Raw genomic sequence first — 18,051 nt, forward strand, 5'->3', positions numbered from 1 at the left:
CTGCGCGTGCAGAATAGGCGGATTCGCGGCAAGTTCAACGACAGAGCGCCGCCCAGGCGGCCGGCTTTGCGTTGCGTGGCCGGCGGGCCGCGTGTAGAACCTGCGCGATTGAGCCTTGGGAAGGAGCCCCTTGCATGCGCAGAGTTGTCGTCACCGGACTGGGGATGGTCACGCCGCTGGCCTGCGGAGTCGAAGAGACCTGGACCCGGCTGCTGGCCGGAGAATCCGGCGCCGGGCCGATCACCCGCTTCGACACCTCGGGCGTGCAGACCAAATATGCCTGCGAGATCCCCTTTGGCGACGGCACGGGCGGCACCTTCAACCCCGACGAGTGGATGGAGCCCAAGGACCGGCGCAAGGTCGACGATTTCATCCTGTACGGCATGGCCGCCGCGACCCAGGCGGTGCGCGATTCCGGCTGGGAGCCGATGAGCGAGGCCGATTGCGAGCGCACCGGCGTGCTGATCGGTTCGGGCATCGGCGGGCTGTCGTCGATTGCCGATACCGCCGTGCTGATCAAGGAACGCGGCGCCAAGCGGGTCTCGCCCTTCTTCATTCCGGGGGCGCTGATCAACCTGGTCTCGGGCCAGGTCTCGATCCGCTTCGGCTTCAAGGGGCCGAACCATGCGGTGGTCACCGCCTGTTCGACCGGCGCCCATGCCATCGGCGACGCGGCCCGGCTGATCATGCTGGGCGATGCCGACGTCATGGTCGCGGGCGGCACCGAAAGCCCGATCTGCGAGATCGGCATCGCCGGCTTCAACGCCTGCAAGGCGCTGTCGACCAAGCGCGAGGATGACCACAAGGCCGCCAGCCGCCCCTGGGACGAGGACCGCGACGGCTTCGTCATGGGCGAGGGCGCCGGCGTCGTCGTGCTGGAGGAATACGAACATGCCAAGGCCCGCGGCGCCAAGATCTATGCCGAGATCCTGGGTTATGGCATGTCGGGCGACGCCTATCACATCACCGCCCCCAGCGAGGATGGCGACGGCGGTTTCCGCAGCATGACAAATGCCTTGGCGCGCGCGAACCTGTCGCCGGCCGATATCGACTACATCAATGCGCATGGCACCTCGACCATGGCCGACGTGATCGAGCTGGGCGCGGTCGAGCGGCTCTTGGGCGAGGCGGCGGGCAATGTGGTGATGTCCTCGACCAAGTCGAGCATCGGCCATCTCCTGGGCGCGGCCGGCGCGGTCGAGGCAATCTTCTGCATCCTGGCGCTGCGCGACCAGATCTGCCCGCCGACCATCAACCTGGACGATCCGGCGCGCGAGACTCCGGTCGATCTGGCCGCCAATGCCGCCGTGCGTCGCAAGGTGGATTACGTGCTGTCGAACAGCTTCGGCTTCGGCGGCACCAATGCCAGCCTGGTGATGGGGCGGGTCCGGGAATGATCTGGCGCCACATCGCGTCGAATTTCCTGACGCTGCTGATCGTGATCCTGATCGCGGTCGCGGCGGCCATCGCCTGGGCCAAGCATCAATACGTGGCCCCGGGGCCCAGCGCCACCGCCGCCTGCGTGCGGGTGGCGCCGGGCGCCAGCCTGAGCGCGGTCAGCGAGCAGCTGGCCGATCAGGGCGTGGTCTCGAACGCCTATATCTTTCGGGCGGGGGCGGATTACGCCGGGAAATCGCGCGATCTGAAGTTCGGCAGCTATCTGGTGCCGCCGAAAAGCAGCATGGAGCAGGTGGTGGCGGTGATCACCGCCGGCGGGCCTTCGACTTGCGGCACCGAGGTGGTCTATCGCATCGGCGTGCGCGAGAATTCGGTGATCCTGCGCGACATCGACAGCGAGACCGGCCTGATGGCCGAGCAGGCGAAATACAACCCGGCGACCGAGCCCGCGCCGCAGGTGCTGGCCGATGCCGAGGCGCGCGCGGATTCGCGGCTGCGCATCAGCGTCGCCGAGGGCGTGACCAGCTGGCAGGTGGTCGAGGGGTTGAAGCAGGCCGGCTTCATGGATGGCACGGTGGCGAAGCTGCCGGCCGAGGGCAGCCTCGCCCCCGACACCTATGACGTGCAGAAGGGCGCCGACCGCGCCGCGCTGATCGCCGAGATGGAAAAGCGCCAGGCGGCGAGCCTGGCCGCGGCCTGGGAGAAGCGGGCCGAGGGGCTGCCCTATCAGACGCCCGAGGAGGCGCTGATCATGGCCTCGATCGTCGAGAAGGAGACGGCGGTGCCGGATGAGCGCCGCGTGGTCGCGAGCGTCTTCGTCAACCGGATGCGGCAGGGCATGCGGCTGGAGACCGACCCCACGGTGATCTATGGCATCACCAAGGGCGAGGGCGTGCTGGACCGCGGCATCCGCGGGTCCGAGCTGCGCCGGCGCACGCCCTATAACACCTATCAGATCGAGGGCCTGCCGCCGACGCCCATCGCCAACCCCGGCAGGGCCTCGATCGAGGCGGCGCTGAATCCCGAGGCGACGGATTACCTGTTCTTCGTGGCCGATGGCTCGGGTGGGCACGCCTTTGCCCGCACGCTGGAGGAGCACAACCAGAACGTCAAACGCTGGCGCGAGATCGAGCGGCAGCGCGGCCAGGCGATGTCTCCGGTCCAGGGCGACTGACCCGGCCTTTGACAAGCGCGCGCCCGCCGGGCACCATCGCTGCATTTCCAGTGACGGAGATGCAGCGATGAAACTGTCCGATCTTTTGTCCGGCCTGGCCGAGAATGCCCGCGGCTTCGAGACGCGGGTCAAGAAATGGCAGGAGGAGATGGAGGCCAAGGGCGACGGTCTGATGGCCAGTGCCCGGCGCTGGCAGGAGAATGCCAAGACCCGGCAGGAGGATCTGAACAAGCAGATCCAGGGCTATCTGGACGATGCGAGCGAGAACGTCCGCGCGCAATGGGGCCAGATGCAGGAGGGCTGGGACGAGCAGGTCGCCAAGACCCGCGCCAAGGCCGAGGAGCTGCGCAGCAAGGCCGAATCCATGCAGGCCGAGGATTACGCCGACTGGTCCGAGGCCTATGCCGCGACCATGGTGAGCTATGCCCAGCAGATGCAGGACGAGGCCAGCACCGCCGTCGCCGCCGCCGCCGAGGCGCGCGCCAAGGCCGAGGCGCTGAAGAAATCGGACTGAGGCGATTCCCGGGCGATTCCGCCCGGTTTTCGGCCGCTGTTGCGCGGGTCGTGCGCTGGTGTTGCGCCGGTTAGCTCATTGTTTTTCAACGGGAATTAACGGAAGGTTTATCAACCCTTGGTTTTGCGTTGACTCAGCGCACGACCTAAAGTAGAACTTATCCATGCTGGGAGAAATGGGCAAGCGGCCGGGTCGGGCGACCTGAGGCCGCTTTTTTCATGTCTCGCTCGTGCGGACAGGCACACGAGGGCAGGGCGACACACGAATGACGATGAATTTCGATCCGGGGCCTGAGGCTCCGGAAGGGCCTTTCGTGCCCGGCGCCGGCATGGCGCCTGACATGAGCCTGGGCGCCGGCGGGGCGCCCGACATCAGCGTTGTCGAGATCGCGGACGGGCTGTTTCGGTCCTATGCGGCGGATCTGGACCGGCTTCGCCGCAAGATCACGGCGGGCGAGACCGACGATTTGAAGGAATCCGGCAAGCTGGTGCGCGCCCTGCGGGACGCGACTCAGATGGTGCTGGAGGAAAGGACCAAGGTTGACAAGCTTCGCAAGGATGCTGCCGGACAGGTCGGTGCAGGCGCACTCGACCTTGTCGCGGCACGAGATGAAATCGGGCGCCGCCTGGCTTGCCTCCGCCGAGCCGGGGGAAGTTGACGAATTCCTGGGGGGATTGAGCGACAATGCCCTGGCCGCGCTGCCGTGGCTGTTCGAGTTCTGGGCGCTGCCGCATCAGCTGCCGCCCGAGGGCGACTGGAAGACCTGGGTGATCATGGGCGGGCGCGGTGCGGGCAAGACCCGCGCCGGATCCGAATGGGTGCGCGCGCAGGTCGAGGGGCCGACGCCGGATGCGCCCGGGCGGGCGCGTCGCGTGGCGCTGGTGTCCGAGACCTTCGACCAGGCGCGGGACGTGATGGTCTTTGGCGAGTCGGGCATCCTGGCCTGTTCGCCGCCGGACCGGCGCCCGGTCTGGGAGGCCGGGCGGCGCCGGCTGCTCTGGCCGAATGGCGCGACCGCCCAGGTCTATTCGGCGCATGAGCCCGAGGCGCTGCGGGGGCCGCAATTCGACGCCGCCTGGGTCGACGAGCTGGCGAAGTGGAAGAAGGCCGAGGACAGCTGGGACATGCTGCAATTCGCGCTGCGGCTGGGTGCGCATCCGCAGCAGGTCGTCACCACGACGCCGAAGAATGTCGCGGTGCTGAAGCGGATCCTGGGCAATGCCTCGACGGTGACGACCCATGCGCCGACCGAGGCGAACCGCGCCTATCTGGCCGAGAGCTTCCTGGCCGAGGTCGAGGCGCGCTATGCCGGGACGCGGCTGGGCCGGCAGGAGCTGGAAGGGCTGCTGCTGGAGGATGTCGAGGGGGCTTTGTGGACCACCGGGATGGTCGAGCGGTGTCGGGTCGAGGCGGCGCCGCAGCTGTCGCGCATCGTGGTCGCGGTCGATCCGGCGGTCACCTCGGGTGCGGCTTCGGACGAATGCGGCATCGTCGTGGCGGGCGTGGTCAGCGCGGGGCCGATCACCGACTGGCGGGTCTATGTGCTGGAGGATGCCTCGGTCCGGGGCGGGCCGGTGGACTGGGCGCGGGCCGCCATCGCGGCGATGCAGCGCCATGGCGCCGAGCGGCTGGTGGCCGAGGTCAACCAGGGCGGCGATCTGGTCGAGAGCGTGATCCGCCAGGTCGATCCGCTGGTGCCGTTCCGGGCCTTGCGGGCCGGGCGCGGCAAGGGGCTGCGGGCCGAGCCGGTGGCGGCGCTCTATGAGCAGGGGCGGGTGCATCACCTGCGCGGGCTTGGGGCGCTGGAGGACCAGATGTGCCGGATGACCGTCGCGGGTTATGACGGCAAGGGCTCGCCCGACCGGCTGGATGCGCTGGTCTGGGCCATCCATGAGCTGGTGATCGAGCCCGGCGCGGCTTGGCGGCGACCGCAGGTGCGGGGGCTCTAGGGGGCTCTGCCCCCACGTTTCGCTGGCCCCTCGATGGGGCCATCGAAACGTTCCCCCGGGGTATTTGGAAAACGGAGAAGGGCCTTTCGGGGCCTGCGAAGGGTCGCGGTCGCGGCCCTTTTTCATTGGAATTCAGGAGGGACCGATGGCATTTCCCTGGTTCGGGCGAGCGGCTGCGCCCGCAAGATCGCCCGGCGTCGAGGTCGAGAGAAAGGCCAGCGCCGCGGGCAAGGTGGTGGCGCTGGCGGCGGGCTCGGGGCGGGTGGTCTGGTCGCCGCGCGACACGGTCAGCCTGACCCATGCCGGCTTTGTCGGCAATCCGGTCGGGTTTCGCGCCGTGCGGCTGATCGTCGAGGCCGCCGCCGCCGTGCCGCTGGTCTGCCAGGACCGCGCGCGGCGCTATGACGTGCATCCGGTGCTGGACCTGCTGCGGCGGCCCAATGCCGGGCAGGGCCGGGCCGAGCTGTTCGAGGCGCTGTTCGGGCAGGTCCTGCTGAGCGGCAACGGCTATCTGGAGGCCGTGGGCGAGGGCGCCAAGGGGCTGCCGGCCGAGCTGCATGTGTTGCGCTCGGACCGGATGGCGGTGGTGCCGGGCGAGGATGGCTGGCCCTCGGCCTATGAATATGCGGTGGGTGGGCGCAAGTACCGTTTCGACATGGCGGGCAGTCCGGATCCGATCTGCCATATCCGCAGCTTCCATCCGCTGGACGATCATTACGGCTTGTCGCCGATGCAGGCGGCGGCGGTGGCGGTCGATGTGCACAACAGCGCCTCCGGCTGGTCGAAGGCGCTGCTGGACAATGCGGCGCGGCCGAGCGGCGCCATCGTCTACAAGGGGGCGGATGGGCAGGGCGCGCTGTCGCCCGACCAGTATGACCGGCTGGTGACAGAGATGGAGATGCATCACCAGGGCGCGCGGAACGCCGGGCGGCCGATGCTGCTGGAGGGCGGGCTTGACTGGAAGCCGATGGGGTTCTCGCCCAGCGACATGGAGTTTCACGAGACCAAGCTGGCGGCGGCGCGGGAGATCGCGCAGGCCTTCGGCGTGCCGCCGATGCTGATCGGCATTCCGGGCGAGGCGACCTATGCCAATTACGCCGAGGCGCATCGCGCGTTTTACCGTCTGACCGTGCTGCCCCTGGTGGCACGGGTGGCGAGCGCGGTCGCCTGGTGGCTCAGTGAGCATCTGGGCGCCGAGATCGACCTGCGGGCTGATCCGGACCAGGTTCCGGCGCTTGCCGAGGAGCGCGACAGCCATTGGCGCCGCATCGGCGAGGCGAGCTTCCTGACCGAGGCCGAGAAGCGTGCCCTGCTAGGGCTGCCGCCCTTGGCGGAGGGCTGAGATGGAGGGCTCGCGCTTCGTCAAGGAGCCCTTCGACTGGCACGACCAGCGCTTCGACACGCAGGAGCGGATCATGGCGCTGCAATTCGGCCAGGTCGAGCGGCGGCTGGAGCGGATCGAGGGGCTGATCGAGGGGCTGGAGCGGCGGCTGTGGATGACGGTCTATGGCGTCGTTGCCGTGATCCTGACCCAGGCGGTGCAGTCGATCCTGAGTTTTACCCCGAAAGGAGGCTGACGTGCATTCAAAGGATTACGGGCTGGAGCTGAAATATGCGGCCGGCGCGGCGCTGGTGTCGGACGGCACGCAGCTGGAGGGTTACGCCAGCCTGTTCGGCGTGGCCGACCAGGGCGGCGATATTGTCGTCAAGGGCGCCTATGCCGCCAGCCTGAAGCGCCTGCAGGCGCGCGGCGACAAGGTGCGGATGCTGTGGCAGCACGATCCCGCCCGGCCCATCGGCGTCTGGGACGAGATCCGCGAGGACGACAAGGGCCTGTGGGTCAAGGGGCGCCTGCTGCCCGAGGTGGCGCAGGCCCGCGAGGCCTCCGCGCTGATCGTGGCGGGTGCCATCGACGGGCTGTCGATCGGCTATCGCACCATTTCCGCCCAGCGCGACGGCAAGGGCCGGCGGCTGCTTTCCGAGGTCGAGCTGTGGGAGGTGTCGCTGGTCACCTTCCCGATGCTGGCCGAGGCCAAGGTCGGGCGCAAGTCCGACGGTGCATTGGAATTGGCGGCGGCCTTCCGGGCCGCGACCAAGGCGCTGCGCGCCGAGTGAGTTTCACCAAACGGAGGGGACGATGACCGAGGTGAAAGCCGCGGCCGGGGCGGACATGCCCGGCGACCTGGGGGCCGAGATGCTGGGGTTCGTCAATGAACTCAAGGTTTTCCGCACCGATATTCAGAAACGACTGGAAGCACAGGAACAACGCATGACCATGCTGGACCGCAAGACCCTTTCCCGCGCCCGCGCCCCTCTGTCGGCCGAGGCCGATCAGGGCGCGCCGCATCAGAAGGCCTTCGACGCCTATATCCGCCATGGCGACGACGGTGCGCTGCGCGGTCTGCCGCTGGAAGGCAAGGCGATGACCTCGAGCTCGGACGGCGGCTTCCTGGCGGCGCCGACGGTGGCCTTGCAGGTGCAGGACGCGCTGAACGTCACCGCCTCGCTGCGCCGGGTGGCGAATGTCGTCACCGTGGAATCGGCCAATTTCGAGATGCTGGTCGACATGGGCGACATCGCCAGCGGTTGGTCGACCGAGGCCGGCACCCAGGCCGAGACCGGCACCTCGACCGTGCAGCGCGTGGTGATCCCGGCGCATGAGCTGTCGGCCATGCCCAAGGCCAGCCAGCGCCTGCTGGACGACGCGGCCTTCGACGTGGAAAGCTGGCTTGCCGGCCGCATCGCCGAGAAATTCGCCCGCGCCGAGGCCACGGCCTTTATCAGCGGCGATGGCGTGAACAAGCCCAAGGGCTTCCTGACCCATGCCAAGGCCGCCAATGCCAGCGCGACCAATGTGCAGATCGGCACCATCGCCTCGGGCGGGGACGGCGATTTCGCGGCGACCAACCCGGCCAATGCGCTGATCGACCTGGTCTATGCGCTGGGCGCGCAATACCGCGCCAATGCGAGCTTCGTGATGAACTCGAAGACCGCCGCCGCCGTGCGCAAGATGCGCGACACCGACGGCCGCTTCCTGTGGGCCGACAGCCTGGCCATGGGCCAGCCGCCGCAGCTGCTGGGCTATCCGGTGCTGCTGTGCGAGGACATGCCGGACATCGCGCGCGGCTCGTTCTCGATCGCCTTCGGTGACTTCAAGTCGGCCTATACCATCGTCGAGCGGCCGGACCTGCGCGTGCTGCGCGATCCCTTCTCGGCCAAGCCGCATGTGCTGTTCTATGCCACCAAGCGCGTCGGCGGTGGCGTCACCGACGCCCGCGCCATCAAGCTGATGGTCTTCGGCTGATCCACGGCCGAAGCGGGGGCCGCGCGGGCGAATGCCCGACGAACCGGCCAAGCAACTGTCCGCACGCGCGACGGCGGGCATGCGCGGCCCCCTTTTTCCGCCCCTTGGGATGCAGCCTCCGTGCGCACGGGAGAGATGAAGATGATGCTTGTGGAATTGACGGCGCCCGCCATCGAGGCGCTGCCCGTCGCAGGGTTGCGCGACCACCTGCGGTTGGGAACCGGCTTTGACATGGCCGTGGACGCGGCCGAGACCGCCGCGCTGGCGGGCTTCCTGCGCGCCGCCATCGCCACCATCGAGGCGCGGACCGGCAAGGTGCTGCTGACGCGGCAGTTCCGGCTGCGGCTGGAGGAATGGCGCGACCCGGCGGGCCAGCCCTTGCCGCTGGCGCCGGTCGGCAGCGTCGAGCGGGTCGAGATCACCGATGCGGCCGGCGTCGTCGTGCCGGTCGATGGCGGCTGGCGGCTGGTGCAGGACATGCAGCGGCCGATGCTGCTGCCAGAGGGCGCCTGGCTGCCGAGCGTCCCGCGCGGCGGTTTCGTGACGGTGACCTTTTCGGCCGGGTTCGGGCCCTGGTGGGATTCGGTCCCGGCGGACCTGGCGCAGGCGGTGCTGATGCTCGCCGCGCGCTATCACGAGGATCGCAGCTTCGAGGGCAGCCAGGGCGCGATGCCCTTTGGCGTCAGTGCGCTGATCGAACGCTGGCGCTCGGTCCGGGTGCTGGGAGGGCGCGGCCGGTCGCGCGGCCGGGCATGAGCGCGCCCCGGCTGACGGTACCGCTGGTGGTCGAGACGCCGGTGCGCGAGCCGGACGGAATGGGCGGGTTCCGGCTGGCCTGGCAGGATGTCGGGCAGCTTTGGGCCGAGATGCGGTCGGGCGCGGGGGCCGAGCGCTTCGCCGAGGTCGGGGCGCAGAGCGTCGTCGCCTGGCGGATCACCGTCAGGGCGGCGCCTGCCGGCGACGCGCGGCGCCCGCGCCCGGAGCAGAGGTTCCGCATGGGCGAGGGCGCCGCGGCGCGGCGCTTTCGCATCGAGGCGGTGGCCGAGGCGGATGCGATCGGCCGCTGGCTGGTCTGCGTCGCGAAAGAGGAGTCCCTGGCATGAGCTATGCAGCGACGGCCGCGCTTCAATCGGCGGTCTATGAGGCGTTGCGCGGCAGCGCGCCGCTGCACGATCTGGTCGGCGACGCGATCTATGACGCGATGCCGGTTGCGGCGCCGGCCGGCACCTATGTCGCGCTGGGCCCCGAGGAGGTGCGCGATGCCGGCGACATGACGGCGGCGGGGGCGAGCCACGATTTTGTGGTCTCGGTCCTGTCGGGGTCGGACGAATCGAGCGGCTTTGCCGCGATCAAGGCGGCGGCGGTGGCGGTCTCGGACGCGCTGGAGGCGGCCGAGATCGCGCTGGCCCGCGGTCATCTGGTGGGGCTGTGGTTCCTGCGCGCCCGCGCGCGGCGGGCCGAGAACGGCGCGGGGCGGCGGGTCGATCTGACCTTTCGCGCGCGCATTGACCTGGGTTGAGGAGAGACGGACATGGCGGTGCAGAACGGACGCGACCTGCTGATCAAGATGGACATGACCGGCGACGGCCAGTTCGAGACCATCGCGGGCCTGCGCGCGACCCGGCTGGGGTTCAACGCCGAGACGGTGGATGTGACGAGCCTGGAGAGCGAGGGCCGCTGGCGCGAGCTTCTGGGCGGGGCGGGCGTGCGCTCGGCCAGCATCTCGGGGTCCGGGGTGTTCCGGGACGGGACCACGGACGAGCGCGCGCGGCAGGTGTTCTTTGACGGCGAGGTGCCGCGCTTTCAGGTGGTGATCCCGGATTTCGGCGCGGTCGAGGGGCCGTTCCAGATCACCTCTCTGGAATATGCGGGCAGTTACAATGGCGAGGCGAGTTATGAGATTTCCATGGCCAGCGCGGGCGTCATCAGCTTCGTCGCGTTCTGAGATGGTCAATCCGCTGGCGGGAGAGGTCGAGATCGTGCTGGACGGCCGGGCGCATGCCGCCAGGCTGACCTTGGGTGCCTTGGCGGGGCTTGAGGCCGAGCTGGGCGCCGAGAGCATGATCGCGCTGGTCGAGCGCTTCGAGAGCGGCCGCTTTTCCAGCCGCGACGTGCTGGCCGTGCTGGTCGCGGGATTGCGCGGCGGCGGCTGGGCGGGCGACATGGACGCGCTGATGGCGGCCGAATTCAAGGGCGGGCCGGTGGGCGCCGCCCATGCCGCGGCGGCGCTGCTGGCGCGGGCCTTCCGCATCGAGGGCACATGAGCGCCGGGCTGGATTGGCCCGGGCTGCTGCGCATGGGCATCGGGCCGGCGCGGCTGGGCGGGTTGGGGCTGACTCCGGCCGCGTTCTGGGCGCTGACCCCGGCTGAACTGGCGCTGATGCTGGGCATCGAGCCTGGGAAGGGCGGGGCGATGACCCGCGACCGGCTGGCGGAACTGGTCGCGCGCTATCCCGACCGGCCGGCAGGCTGAAACATCCAAGAAGGAGGCGCCGTCGTGGCGAACAAGGACGGATTCGACCGGCTGGACGAGGACGGCCCGGTCAACCTGGGCAAGAGCATGGACCAGACCGGCCGCATGACGGCGGAGTTCGAGGCCGAACTGGCCCGGCTGCGCGAGTCGATGGTCTATACCGGGCGCGAGGTCGGCACGCTGACATCGGGCATCGGCAGCGGGCTGCGGCGGGCGTTCTCGGGGCTGGTCTTCGACGGGCTGAAGCTGAGCGACGCGCTGAAGGGCATCGCGCGCAGCATGGCGGACACGGCGTTTTCCGTGGCGATGAAGCCGATCGAGCAGGCCTTGGCCGGCGCGATCGCGCAGGGCGTGAACGGCATGGTGTCGGGCGCGCTGCCCTTCGCCAATGGCGGGGCCTTCTCGCAGGGGCGGGTGCTGCCCTTTGCCAAGGGTGGCGTGGTCAGCCAGCCGACCTATTTCCCGATGCGCGGCGCGACCGGGCTGATGGGCGAGGCCGGGGCCGAGGCGATCATGCCCTTGCGGCGCGGCGCCGATGGCCGGCTGGGCGTTGCGGCGGCCGGTGGCGGCGGCCGGGCGGTGAACGTGACCTTCAATGTCTCGACCCCCGACGTGACGGGCTTCCAGCGCAGCCAGAGCCAGATCGCCTCGCAACTGGGGCGGCTCTTGGCGCGCGGCGAAAGGAACGGGTGATCCATGGCATTTCACGAGATCAGGTTCCCGGCGAACCTGTCCTTCGGCTCGGTCGGCGGGCCGGAACGGCGCACCGAGATCGTGACGCTGACCAACGGCCACGAGGAGCGCCGCACCCCTTGGGCGCATTCGCGCCGGCGCTATGACGCCGGGCTGGGGCTGCGTTCGCTGGACGATGTGGCGGCGCTGATCGCCTTCTTCGAGGCGCGGGCCGGGCAGATGCACGGCTTTCGCTGGAAGGACTGGGCGGATTTCAGATCCTGCGCGCCCAGCGTGGCGCCGAGCCATCTGGACCAGGATCTGGGTGTGGGCGACGGGGTGCAGCGGGTGTTTGCGCTGCGCAAGGCCTATGCCTCGGGTCCGGCGCGCTATTGGCGCCCGGTGACGAAGCCGGTCGAGGGCTCGGTATTGGCCGGGGTCGGGGCCGTCGAGAAGCGCGAAGGGGTCGATTTCACGGTCGACCTGGCGAGCGGCGAGATCAGCTTTGCGGTGCCGCCCGATGCGGGGGCGGTGGTGACGGCCGGGTTCGAGTTCGACGTGCCGGTGCGCTTCGATACGGACCGGATCGCGGTCTCGGTTTCGTCCTTCCAGGCGGGGGATCTGCCGCAGGTGCCGGTGGTCGAGGTGCGGATATGAGCGAGACGATTGCGCGGGCCTGGGCGGTTTCCCGCAGCGACGGGCTGGTCCTGGGCTTTACCGACCACGACCGGGCGCTGGCTTTCGACGGCATCGCCTTTCGCCCGGACAGCGGGCTGACGGCGCGGGCGGTGGTGCAGAGCTCGGGCCTATCGGTGGACAATAGCGAGGCGGTGGGGGCGCTGTCCGATACGGCGATTACCGAGGCCGACCTGATGGCCGGGCGCTGGGACGCGGCCGACGTGCGGCTGTGGGAGGTGGACTGGGCCGATACCGCCAACCGACGGCTGATCTTTCGCGGTCACCTGGGCGAGGTGGTGCGCAGCGGCGCGGCCTTTCGGGCCGAGTTGCGCGGGCTGTCCGAGCCGCTGAACCGGGGCCAGGGGCGGGTCTATTACCCGCGCTGCTCGGCCGAACTGGGGGATGGCATGTGCCGGTTCGACCTGACGCGGGCGGGCTATTCGGCCGAGGGCGTGGTGCAATCGGTCGAGGACGGGCAGCGTTTCGTGTTGTCCGGGGTCTCGGGCCTGGATGCGCGCTGGTTCGAGCATGGCCGGCTGCTGGTTCTGTCGGGGGCCGCGCAGGGGCTGTCGGGCATGGTCAAGATCGACCTGGCCGCCGCCGGCGGGCGGCGCGAGATCGAGCTTTGGACCGGGCTTGGCATCCATCCGGTCGCCGGCGACCGCGTCAAGCTGATCGCGGGTTGCGACAAGCGGGGCGAGACCTGCCGCATGAAGTTCCTGAACTATCTGAACTTTCGCGGCTTTCCGCATCTGCCGCCCGAGGATTGGCTGATCGCGCCCAAGGTGAACCGATGAGCGCGGTGGTCGTGGCCGCCCGGGCCTGGATCGGGACGCCCTATGTGCATCAATGCTCGGTCAAGGGGGTCGGGACGGATTGCCTGGGGTTGGTGCGGGGCGTCTGGCGCGAGCTTTGCGGTCCCGAGCCCGAGAGGATGCCGGCCTATACCCCGGACTGGGGCGAGGCCGGCGGGATCGAGTTGCTGCTGGGTGGGGCCGGTCGCTTGCTGCGGCCGGCCCCGGATGAGCAGCCGGGCGACGTGCTGATCTTTCGCATGAGGATCGGCGCGGTCGCCAAGCATATGGGAATTCTGGCGGAAACCGGCGCGGCGCCGAGCTTTGTGCATGCCTATGACCGGCATGGCGTGGTCGAAAGCCCGCTGTCGGCGCCGTGGCGAGCGCGGATCGCCGGGCGGTTCCGGTTTCCGCCGCTGTAAGGGAAAGGTGAGGGCGCAATGGCGACGATTCTGCTGTCGGCGGTCGGGGCATCGGTGGGGGCCGGCTTCGGCGGCACGATTCTTGGGCTTTCGGGTGCCGTCATCGGCCGGGCCGTGGGCGCCACCCTGGGCCGGGTCATCGACCAGCGCCTGCTGGGCTCGGGCTCGAAGGCGGTCGAGACTGGCCGCGTGGACCGCATGCGCATCCAGACCGCGGGCGAGGGCACGCCGATCCCGCGGCTGTGGGGACAGATGCGGGTGCCGGGCCATGCGATCTGGGCTGGGCCTCTGGTCGAGGTGCGGCGCAAGCAGGGCGGCGGCAAGGGCACGGGCCCCAGCGTCACCTCGATCAGCTATCGGCTGAGCTTCGCGCTGGCGATCTGCGAAGGGCCGATCCTGGGCATTGGCCGGGTCTGGGCCGATGGCGAGGAGGTCGCGGCCGATGATCTGAACATGCGCGTCTATCCGGGCGACGAGACGCAATTGCCCGACCCGGTGATCGCCGCGCAAGAGGGTGACGCGGCGCCGGCCTATCGCGGCATCGCCTATGTCGTCTTCGAGGATCTGGCGCTGGAGAAATGGGGCAACCGCGTGCCGCAGCTGTCCTTTGAGGTGACGCGCGCGGCGAAACAGGGCCGCGGGCTGTCGCGCGAGGTCCAGGCCGTGGCGATGATCCCAGGCACCGGCGAATATTCGCTGGCGACCCAGGCGGTCAGCTATGACAAGGGCCTGGGCGAGACCCAGGTCATCAACCACAACACCGCGCTGGCGCCGACGGATTTCCAGGCCTCGATGCGGGTGCTGGGGCGCGAACTGCCGAATGTCGGCTCGATCTCGCTGGTGGTGTCGTGGTTCGGCGACGACCTGCGGGTCGGTGAATGCACGGTGCGGCCCAAGGTCGAGGACCTGTCGCGGGACGGGCGCGAGATGGCCTGGCGCGCGGGCGGCGTCGGGCGCAGCGGCGCGGCCGAGGTCGCGCGGGTGAACGACCGGCCGATCTATGGCGGCACGCCGGCGGATGGCTCGGTCATCCAGGCGCTGCGGGCCATCGCCGAGGGCGGGCGCAAGGCGGTGTTTTATCCGTTCATCCTGATGGAGCAACTGGCGAACAACTGCCGCCCCGATCCGTGGAGCGGTGCGGGCGATCAGCCGGTCATGCCTTGGCGCGGGCGCATCACCACCAGCATTGCGGCGGGACGCGAGGGCAGTCCGGCCGGCACGGCCGCGGCTGCGGCCGAGGTCGCGCGCTTCTTCGGCGCGGCCGAGGTCGGGCATTTCACGCGCGATGGCGAGATCATCAGCTACGACGGGCCGGAGGAGTGGTCCTATCGCCGCTTCATCCTGCATTACGCGCATCTTTGCGCGGCGGCAGGTGGGATCGACGCCTTCCTGATCGGCTCCGAGATGATCGGGCTGACCACCATCATGGCGGCGGGGAACAGCTTTCCGGCGGTGCAGCAGCTGCGGCGGCTGGCGGCGGATGTGCGCGGCATCCTGGGCGAGCATGTGAAGATCGGCTATGCCGCCGACTGGTCGGAATATTTCGGTCATCATCCCGGCAATGGCGACGTGCATTTCCATCTGGACCCGCTGTGGGCCGATGAGAACATCGACTTCATCGGCATCGACAATTACATGCCTCTGTCCGACTGGCGCGAGGGTGAGGACCATCTGGACGCCGGTTGGAAGCGGATCGACAACCCGGACTATCTGCGCGCCAATGTCGCGGGGGGCGAGGGCTATGACTGGTATTACGCCCGCGACGTCGATCGGACCATGCAGTTGCGCACGCCGATCGTCGATGGCGCGCATGGCGAGCATTGGGTCTGGCGCTACAAGGACATCCGCAACTGGTGGTTGAGCGAGCATCGCAACCGCATCGGCGGCGTCAGGCAGGCGCAGGCGACGGCGTGGCAGCCTCGGTCAAAGCCGATCTGGTTCACCGAGATGGGCTGCGCGGCGCTGGACAAGGGCACCAACCAGCCCAACAAGTTCCTGGATGCGATGAGCTCGGAATCGATGCTGCCGTATTTCTCGGACGGGCGGCGCGACGATCCGATGCAGGCGGCCTATGTCCGCGCCATGACCGAGTTCTGGGGCGATCCGTCGAACAATCCGCCGCGGGCGGCCTTTGGCCGGACCGGGGCGGGGCGGATGATCGACATGGCGCGCGCGCATGTCTGGTGCTGGGATGCGCGGCCCTATCCGGCATTCCCGGCGCGCACCGACCTGTGGTCTGACGGCCCGGCGTGGGAGCGGGGACATTGGCTGAACGGCCGTGCCGGTGCCGTGCCCCTGGCCGATGTCGTGGCCGAGATCTGCCGCGAGGCGGGGGTGCGGGCATTCGACACCGAGGGCCTGCGCGGGCTGGTGCGCGGCTATGCCCTGACCGGGGCGGAAAGCGGGCGTGCAGCCTTGCAGCCCCTGATGCTGGCGCATGGCTTCGACGCGGTCGAGCGCGACGGCGTGCTGGTGTTTGCCATGCGCGGTGCGGGCGTCGATGCCGAGCTTGGCCCGGACGACATGGCGCTGGCCGAGGAAGTCGAGGCGGTCGAGGTCTCGCGCGCGGCGGAGGCCGAGATGGTCGGGCGCATCCGGCTGACCCATGTCGAGGCGGGGGCGGATTACGCCGCCCGAACGGCCGAGACGCTGATGCCGGGGGCGGAGTTCCTGGCGGTTTCGGACAGCGAGCTGTCGATGGCGCTGACCCGGGGCGAGGGTCAGGCGATGGCCGAGCGCTGGCTGTCGGAGTCGCTGGTGGCGCGGGATGCGGTGCGTTTCGCGCTGCCGCCTTCGCTGGGGCATCTGGGGCCGGGCGACGTGGTGCGGCTGGCCGAGCCTCGGGTCGAGGCGCGGCGCTGGCGCATCGACCGCATCGAGCGTGCCGGCGCGATCACCGTCGATGCCGTGCGGGTCGAGCCGGGGGTATATCGCCCGGCCCGGGTGGTCGAGGGCGAGGCGGTGGCGCGGGCCTTCGTGCCGCCGATTCCGGTCTGGCCGCTGTTTCTGGACCTGCCGCTGCTGCGCGGCGACGAGGCGCCGCATGCGCCGCATCTGGCGGTGACGGCGACGCCCTGGCCGGGCGCGGCGGCGGTCTGGGTCTCGACCGAGCAGGTCGGCGGCTATGGGCTGAACATGACGGTGGCGGCGCCTTCGGTCATGGGCGTGACCCTGGGGCCGCTGTCCGCGGCCCGGCCGGGGGTCTGGGACCGCGGGCCGGCGCTGCGGGTGCGGGTCAAGGGCGGCAACCTGGAAGCGGCGAGCGTCGAGGCGTTGATGTCGGGGGCCAATCTGATGGCCATCGGTGATGGCTCGGCCGAGGGTTGGGAGCTGCTGCAATTCGCCGAGGCGCGTCTGGTCTCGGCCGGGGTGTGGGAGATCGCGATCCGGCTGCGCGGGCAGGCGGGCACGGATGCCTTCATGCCCGAGGTCTGGCCCGCCGGCAGCACCGTGGTGCTGCTGGACGGGACGGCGCAGCAGGTGGACCTGCCGCCCTCGGCCCGCAACCAGCTGCGGCATTGGCGGATCGGGCCAGCGGCGCGCAGCCCGGACGACGCGAGCTATCGCCATATCGCCGCCGCCTTCCGCGGCGCGGGGCTGCGGCCGCTGTCGCCCTGTCACCTGGAGATTTCCGGCCGGGTCGTAACCTGGATCCGGCGCACCCGGGTGCAGGGCGACGGCTGGGACGGACCCGATGTGCCGCTGGGCGAGGCGCAGGAGCGTTACTCGGCCCGGCTGGTCCGGGACGGGCAGGTGCTGGCGCAGGCGGTGATTTCGGAGCCGCGCTGGGCGGTTCCGGAGACCGCTTGGTCGCAGGCCATGGCCGGGGGCGATTTCGCCGTCGAGGTGGCGCAGCTTTCCGACACGTTCGGGGCTGGGCCGTTTGCTAGGAGGATGATCGATGCCTGAGAACACGACCGCGAATTGCGACCTGCCGCTGCTGCTGCCGGCCCAGGCGCAGAAGCATGTCACGGTGAATGACGCGCTGATGCGCCTGGACGGGCAGCTGGACCTGGTGCTGCAGAGTCTGACCCGCACCACGCCGCCCGAAACGGTGGTGGACGGGCTGTGCTGGGGTGTGCCGCAGGGCGCCGTCAACGCCTGGGAAGGGCAGAGCGGCAAGGTCGCCATCGGCGCCAATGGCGGCTGGATCTTCGTCCAGCCCGGCTATGGCCGGCGCACGGTGATCGCCGATCAGGGGGTGGCGGCGATCCATGACGGCGCCGCCTGGGTGCCGGGGGCGGTGACGCTGGGCCAGCATGGCTCGGGCATGATCGCACGGCAGATGTCCGAGGACGTGACGCTGGGCGCGGGCGCCTGGTCCGAGAGCTCGATGATGATTCCGGCGGGGGCGCTGGTCATCGGTGTAACCGGACGGGTGCAGCAGGCGATCACCGGCAGCGCGACTTCGTGGACGCTGGGAACCGCAGGCACCGCCGACAGCTTGCGCCAGTTCGGGCAGGGCCTGGGCAAGGCGCAGGGGTCCTGGGCGCGCGGGCTTCTGTCGCCTCCGATCGTGTTCTGGCAGCCGGCCGCCTTGCGCCTGACCGCCACCGGAGGCCAGTTCGCCGGCGGCCGGGTGCGGCTGGTCCTGCATTGGTGGGAGCTGCGGCTGCCCGACTGACGGCTTTTCGCGCCCGTCGGTTTCAGTTAAGAATGAAGGATGAAACTGA

21 protein-coding genes are annotated in these 18,051 nt (G+C 69.8%); all 21 read left to right on the plus strand.

The annotated features are described in order from the left end of the window. Positions 1-134: 134 nt before the first annotated feature. The 21 genes from fabF (at position 135) to E3D03_RS04260 (ending at position 18,002) form a co-directional block, all read left to right on the plus strand. Positions 135-1,397: a beta-ketoacyl-ACP synthase II gene (gene fabF, locus E3D03_RS04160; RefSeq protein ID WP_263565939.1), complete on the plus strand. Its 1,263-nt coding sequence runs from the start codon at positions 135-137 to the stop codon at positions 1,395-1,397. Further along, positions 1,394-2,572, plus strand: a complete 1,179-nt coding sequence (mltG, locus tag E3D03_RS04165; RefSeq protein WP_263565940.1) for an endolytic transglycosylase MltG — start codon at positions 1,394-1,396, stop codon at positions 2,570-2,572. Before fabF ends, mltG begins: the two co-directional genes overlap by 4 nt. Positions 2,573-2,639: 67 nt before the next feature. Continuing rightward, positions 2,640-3,086, plus strand: a complete 447-nt coding sequence (locus tag E3D03_RS04170) for a hypothetical protein (protein WP_263565941.1) — start codon at positions 2,640-2,642, stop codon at positions 3,084-3,086. 265 nt (positions 3,087-3,351) lie between these two features. Continuing rightward, positions 3,352-3,744: a permease gene (locus E3D03_RS04175; protein WP_263565942.1), complete on the plus strand. Its 393-nt coding sequence runs from the start codon at positions 3,352-3,354 to the stop codon at positions 3,742-3,744. Then, positions 3,695-5,035 (plus strand): DNA-packaging protein, encoded by a 1,341-nt coding sequence (locus tag E3D03_RS04180; RefSeq protein ID WP_263566029.1) that lies wholly within the window; start codon positions 3,695-3,697, stop codon positions 5,033-5,035. Before E3D03_RS04175 ends, E3D03_RS04180 begins: the two co-directional genes overlap by 50 nt. A gap of 145 nt (positions 5,036-5,180) precedes the next feature. Further along, positions 5,181-6,377, plus strand: a complete 1,197-nt coding sequence (locus E3D03_RS04185) for a phage portal protein (RefSeq protein WP_263565943.1) — start codon at positions 5,181-5,183, stop codon at positions 6,375-6,377. A gap of 1 nt (position 6,378) precedes the next feature. Continuing rightward, the gene (locus tag E3D03_RS04190; protein WP_062561173.1) at positions 6,379-6,612 is read left to right on the plus strand and encodes a hypothetical protein; all 234 of its coding nucleotides are present in this window, start codon (positions 6,379-6,381) and stop codon (positions 6,610-6,612) included. A gap of 1 nt (position 6,613) precedes the next feature. Further along, positions 6,614-7,150 carry an HK97 family phage prohead protease gene (locus E3D03_RS04195; protein WP_263565944.1) on the plus strand — a complete coding sequence of 179 codons (537 nt, stop codon included), beginning with the start codon at positions 6,614-6,616 and terminating at the stop codon, positions 7,148-7,150. A gap of 22 nt (positions 7,151-7,172) precedes the next feature. Then, positions 7,173-8,339: a phage major capsid protein gene (locus tag E3D03_RS04200; protein WP_263565945.1), complete on the plus strand. Its 1,167-nt coding sequence runs from the start codon at positions 7,173-7,175 to the stop codon at positions 8,337-8,339. A gap of 141 nt (positions 8,340-8,480) precedes the next feature. Beyond that, on the plus strand, positions 8,481-9,095 hold the full coding sequence (locus E3D03_RS04205) for a hypothetical protein (RefSeq protein WP_263566030.1): 615 nt from the start codon (positions 8,481-8,483) through the stop codon (positions 9,093-9,095). Continuing rightward, positions 9,092-9,442 (plus strand): head-tail adaptor protein, encoded by a 351-nt coding sequence (locus E3D03_RS04210; protein ID WP_263565946.1) that lies wholly within the window; start codon positions 9,092-9,094, stop codon positions 9,440-9,442. Before E3D03_RS04205 ends, E3D03_RS04210 begins: the two co-directional genes overlap by 4 nt. Next, on the plus strand, positions 9,439-9,858 hold the full coding sequence (locus E3D03_RS04215) for a DUF3168 domain-containing protein (RefSeq protein WP_263565947.1): 420 nt from the start codon (positions 9,439-9,441) through the stop codon (positions 9,856-9,858). The genes E3D03_RS04210 and E3D03_RS04215 overlap by 4 nt, the downstream gene beginning before the upstream one ends. Before the next feature lie 12 nt (positions 9,859-9,870). Continuing rightward, positions 9,871-10,284 (plus strand): phage major tail protein, TP901-1 family, encoded by a 414-nt coding sequence (locus E3D03_RS04220; protein ID WP_017999755.1) that lies wholly within the window; start codon positions 9,871-9,873, stop codon positions 10,282-10,284. A gap of 1 nt (position 10,285) precedes the next feature. Beyond that, the gene (locus E3D03_RS04225) at positions 10,286-10,603 is read left to right on the plus strand and encodes a gene transfer agent family protein (RefSeq protein ID WP_263565948.1); all 318 of its coding nucleotides are present in this window, start codon (positions 10,286-10,288) and stop codon (positions 10,601-10,603) included. Further along, positions 10,600-10,812, plus strand: a complete 213-nt coding sequence (locus E3D03_RS04230; protein WP_062561167.1) for a phage tail assembly chaperone — start codon at positions 10,600-10,602, stop codon at positions 10,810-10,812. The genes E3D03_RS04225 and E3D03_RS04230 overlap by 4 nt, the downstream gene beginning before the upstream one ends. A gap of 24 nt (positions 10,813-10,836) precedes the next feature. Continuing rightward, complete coding sequence (locus E3D03_RS04235) at positions 10,837-11,505, plus strand: phage tail tape measure protein (RefSeq protein ID WP_263565949.1); 669 nt, start codon at positions 10,837-10,839, stop codon at positions 11,503-11,505. A gap of 3 nt (positions 11,506-11,508) precedes the next feature. Next, positions 11,509-12,141 carry a DUF2460 domain-containing protein gene (locus tag E3D03_RS04240; RefSeq protein WP_263565950.1) on the plus strand — a complete coding sequence of 211 codons (633 nt, stop codon included), beginning with the start codon at positions 11,509-11,511 and terminating at the stop codon, positions 12,139-12,141. Continuing rightward, positions 12,138-12,959, plus strand: a complete 822-nt coding sequence (locus E3D03_RS04245; protein ID WP_263565951.1) for a DUF2163 domain-containing protein — start codon at positions 12,138-12,140, stop codon at positions 12,957-12,959. The genes E3D03_RS04240 and E3D03_RS04245 overlap by 4 nt, the downstream gene beginning before the upstream one ends. Beyond that, a complete protein-coding gene (locus E3D03_RS04250; protein ID WP_263565952.1) occupies positions 12,956-13,378 on the plus strand; it encodes an NlpC/P60 family protein in 423 nt (140 codons plus the stop codon). The genes E3D03_RS04245 and E3D03_RS04250 overlap by 4 nt, the downstream gene beginning before the upstream one ends. Before the next feature lie 18 nt (positions 13,379-13,396). Then, entirely contained in the window at positions 13,397-17,287 is a 3,891-nt protein-coding gene (locus E3D03_RS04255; protein ID WP_263565953.1) for a glycoside hydrolase/phage tail family protein, read from the plus strand. Continuing rightward, positions 17,280-18,002, plus strand: a complete 723-nt coding sequence (locus tag E3D03_RS04260; protein WP_263565954.1) for a DUF2793 domain-containing protein — start codon at positions 17,280-17,282, stop codon at positions 18,000-18,002. Before E3D03_RS04255 ends, E3D03_RS04260 begins: the two co-directional genes overlap by 8 nt. The last annotated feature ends 49 nt before the right edge of the window (positions 18,003-18,051 follow it).

This window comes from Paracoccus sp. DMF, from assembly GCF_004407025.1.
Taxonomy (GTDB): Bacteria; Pseudomonadota; Alphaproteobacteria; order Rhodobacterales; family Rhodobacteraceae; genus Paracoccus; species Paracoccus aminovorans_B.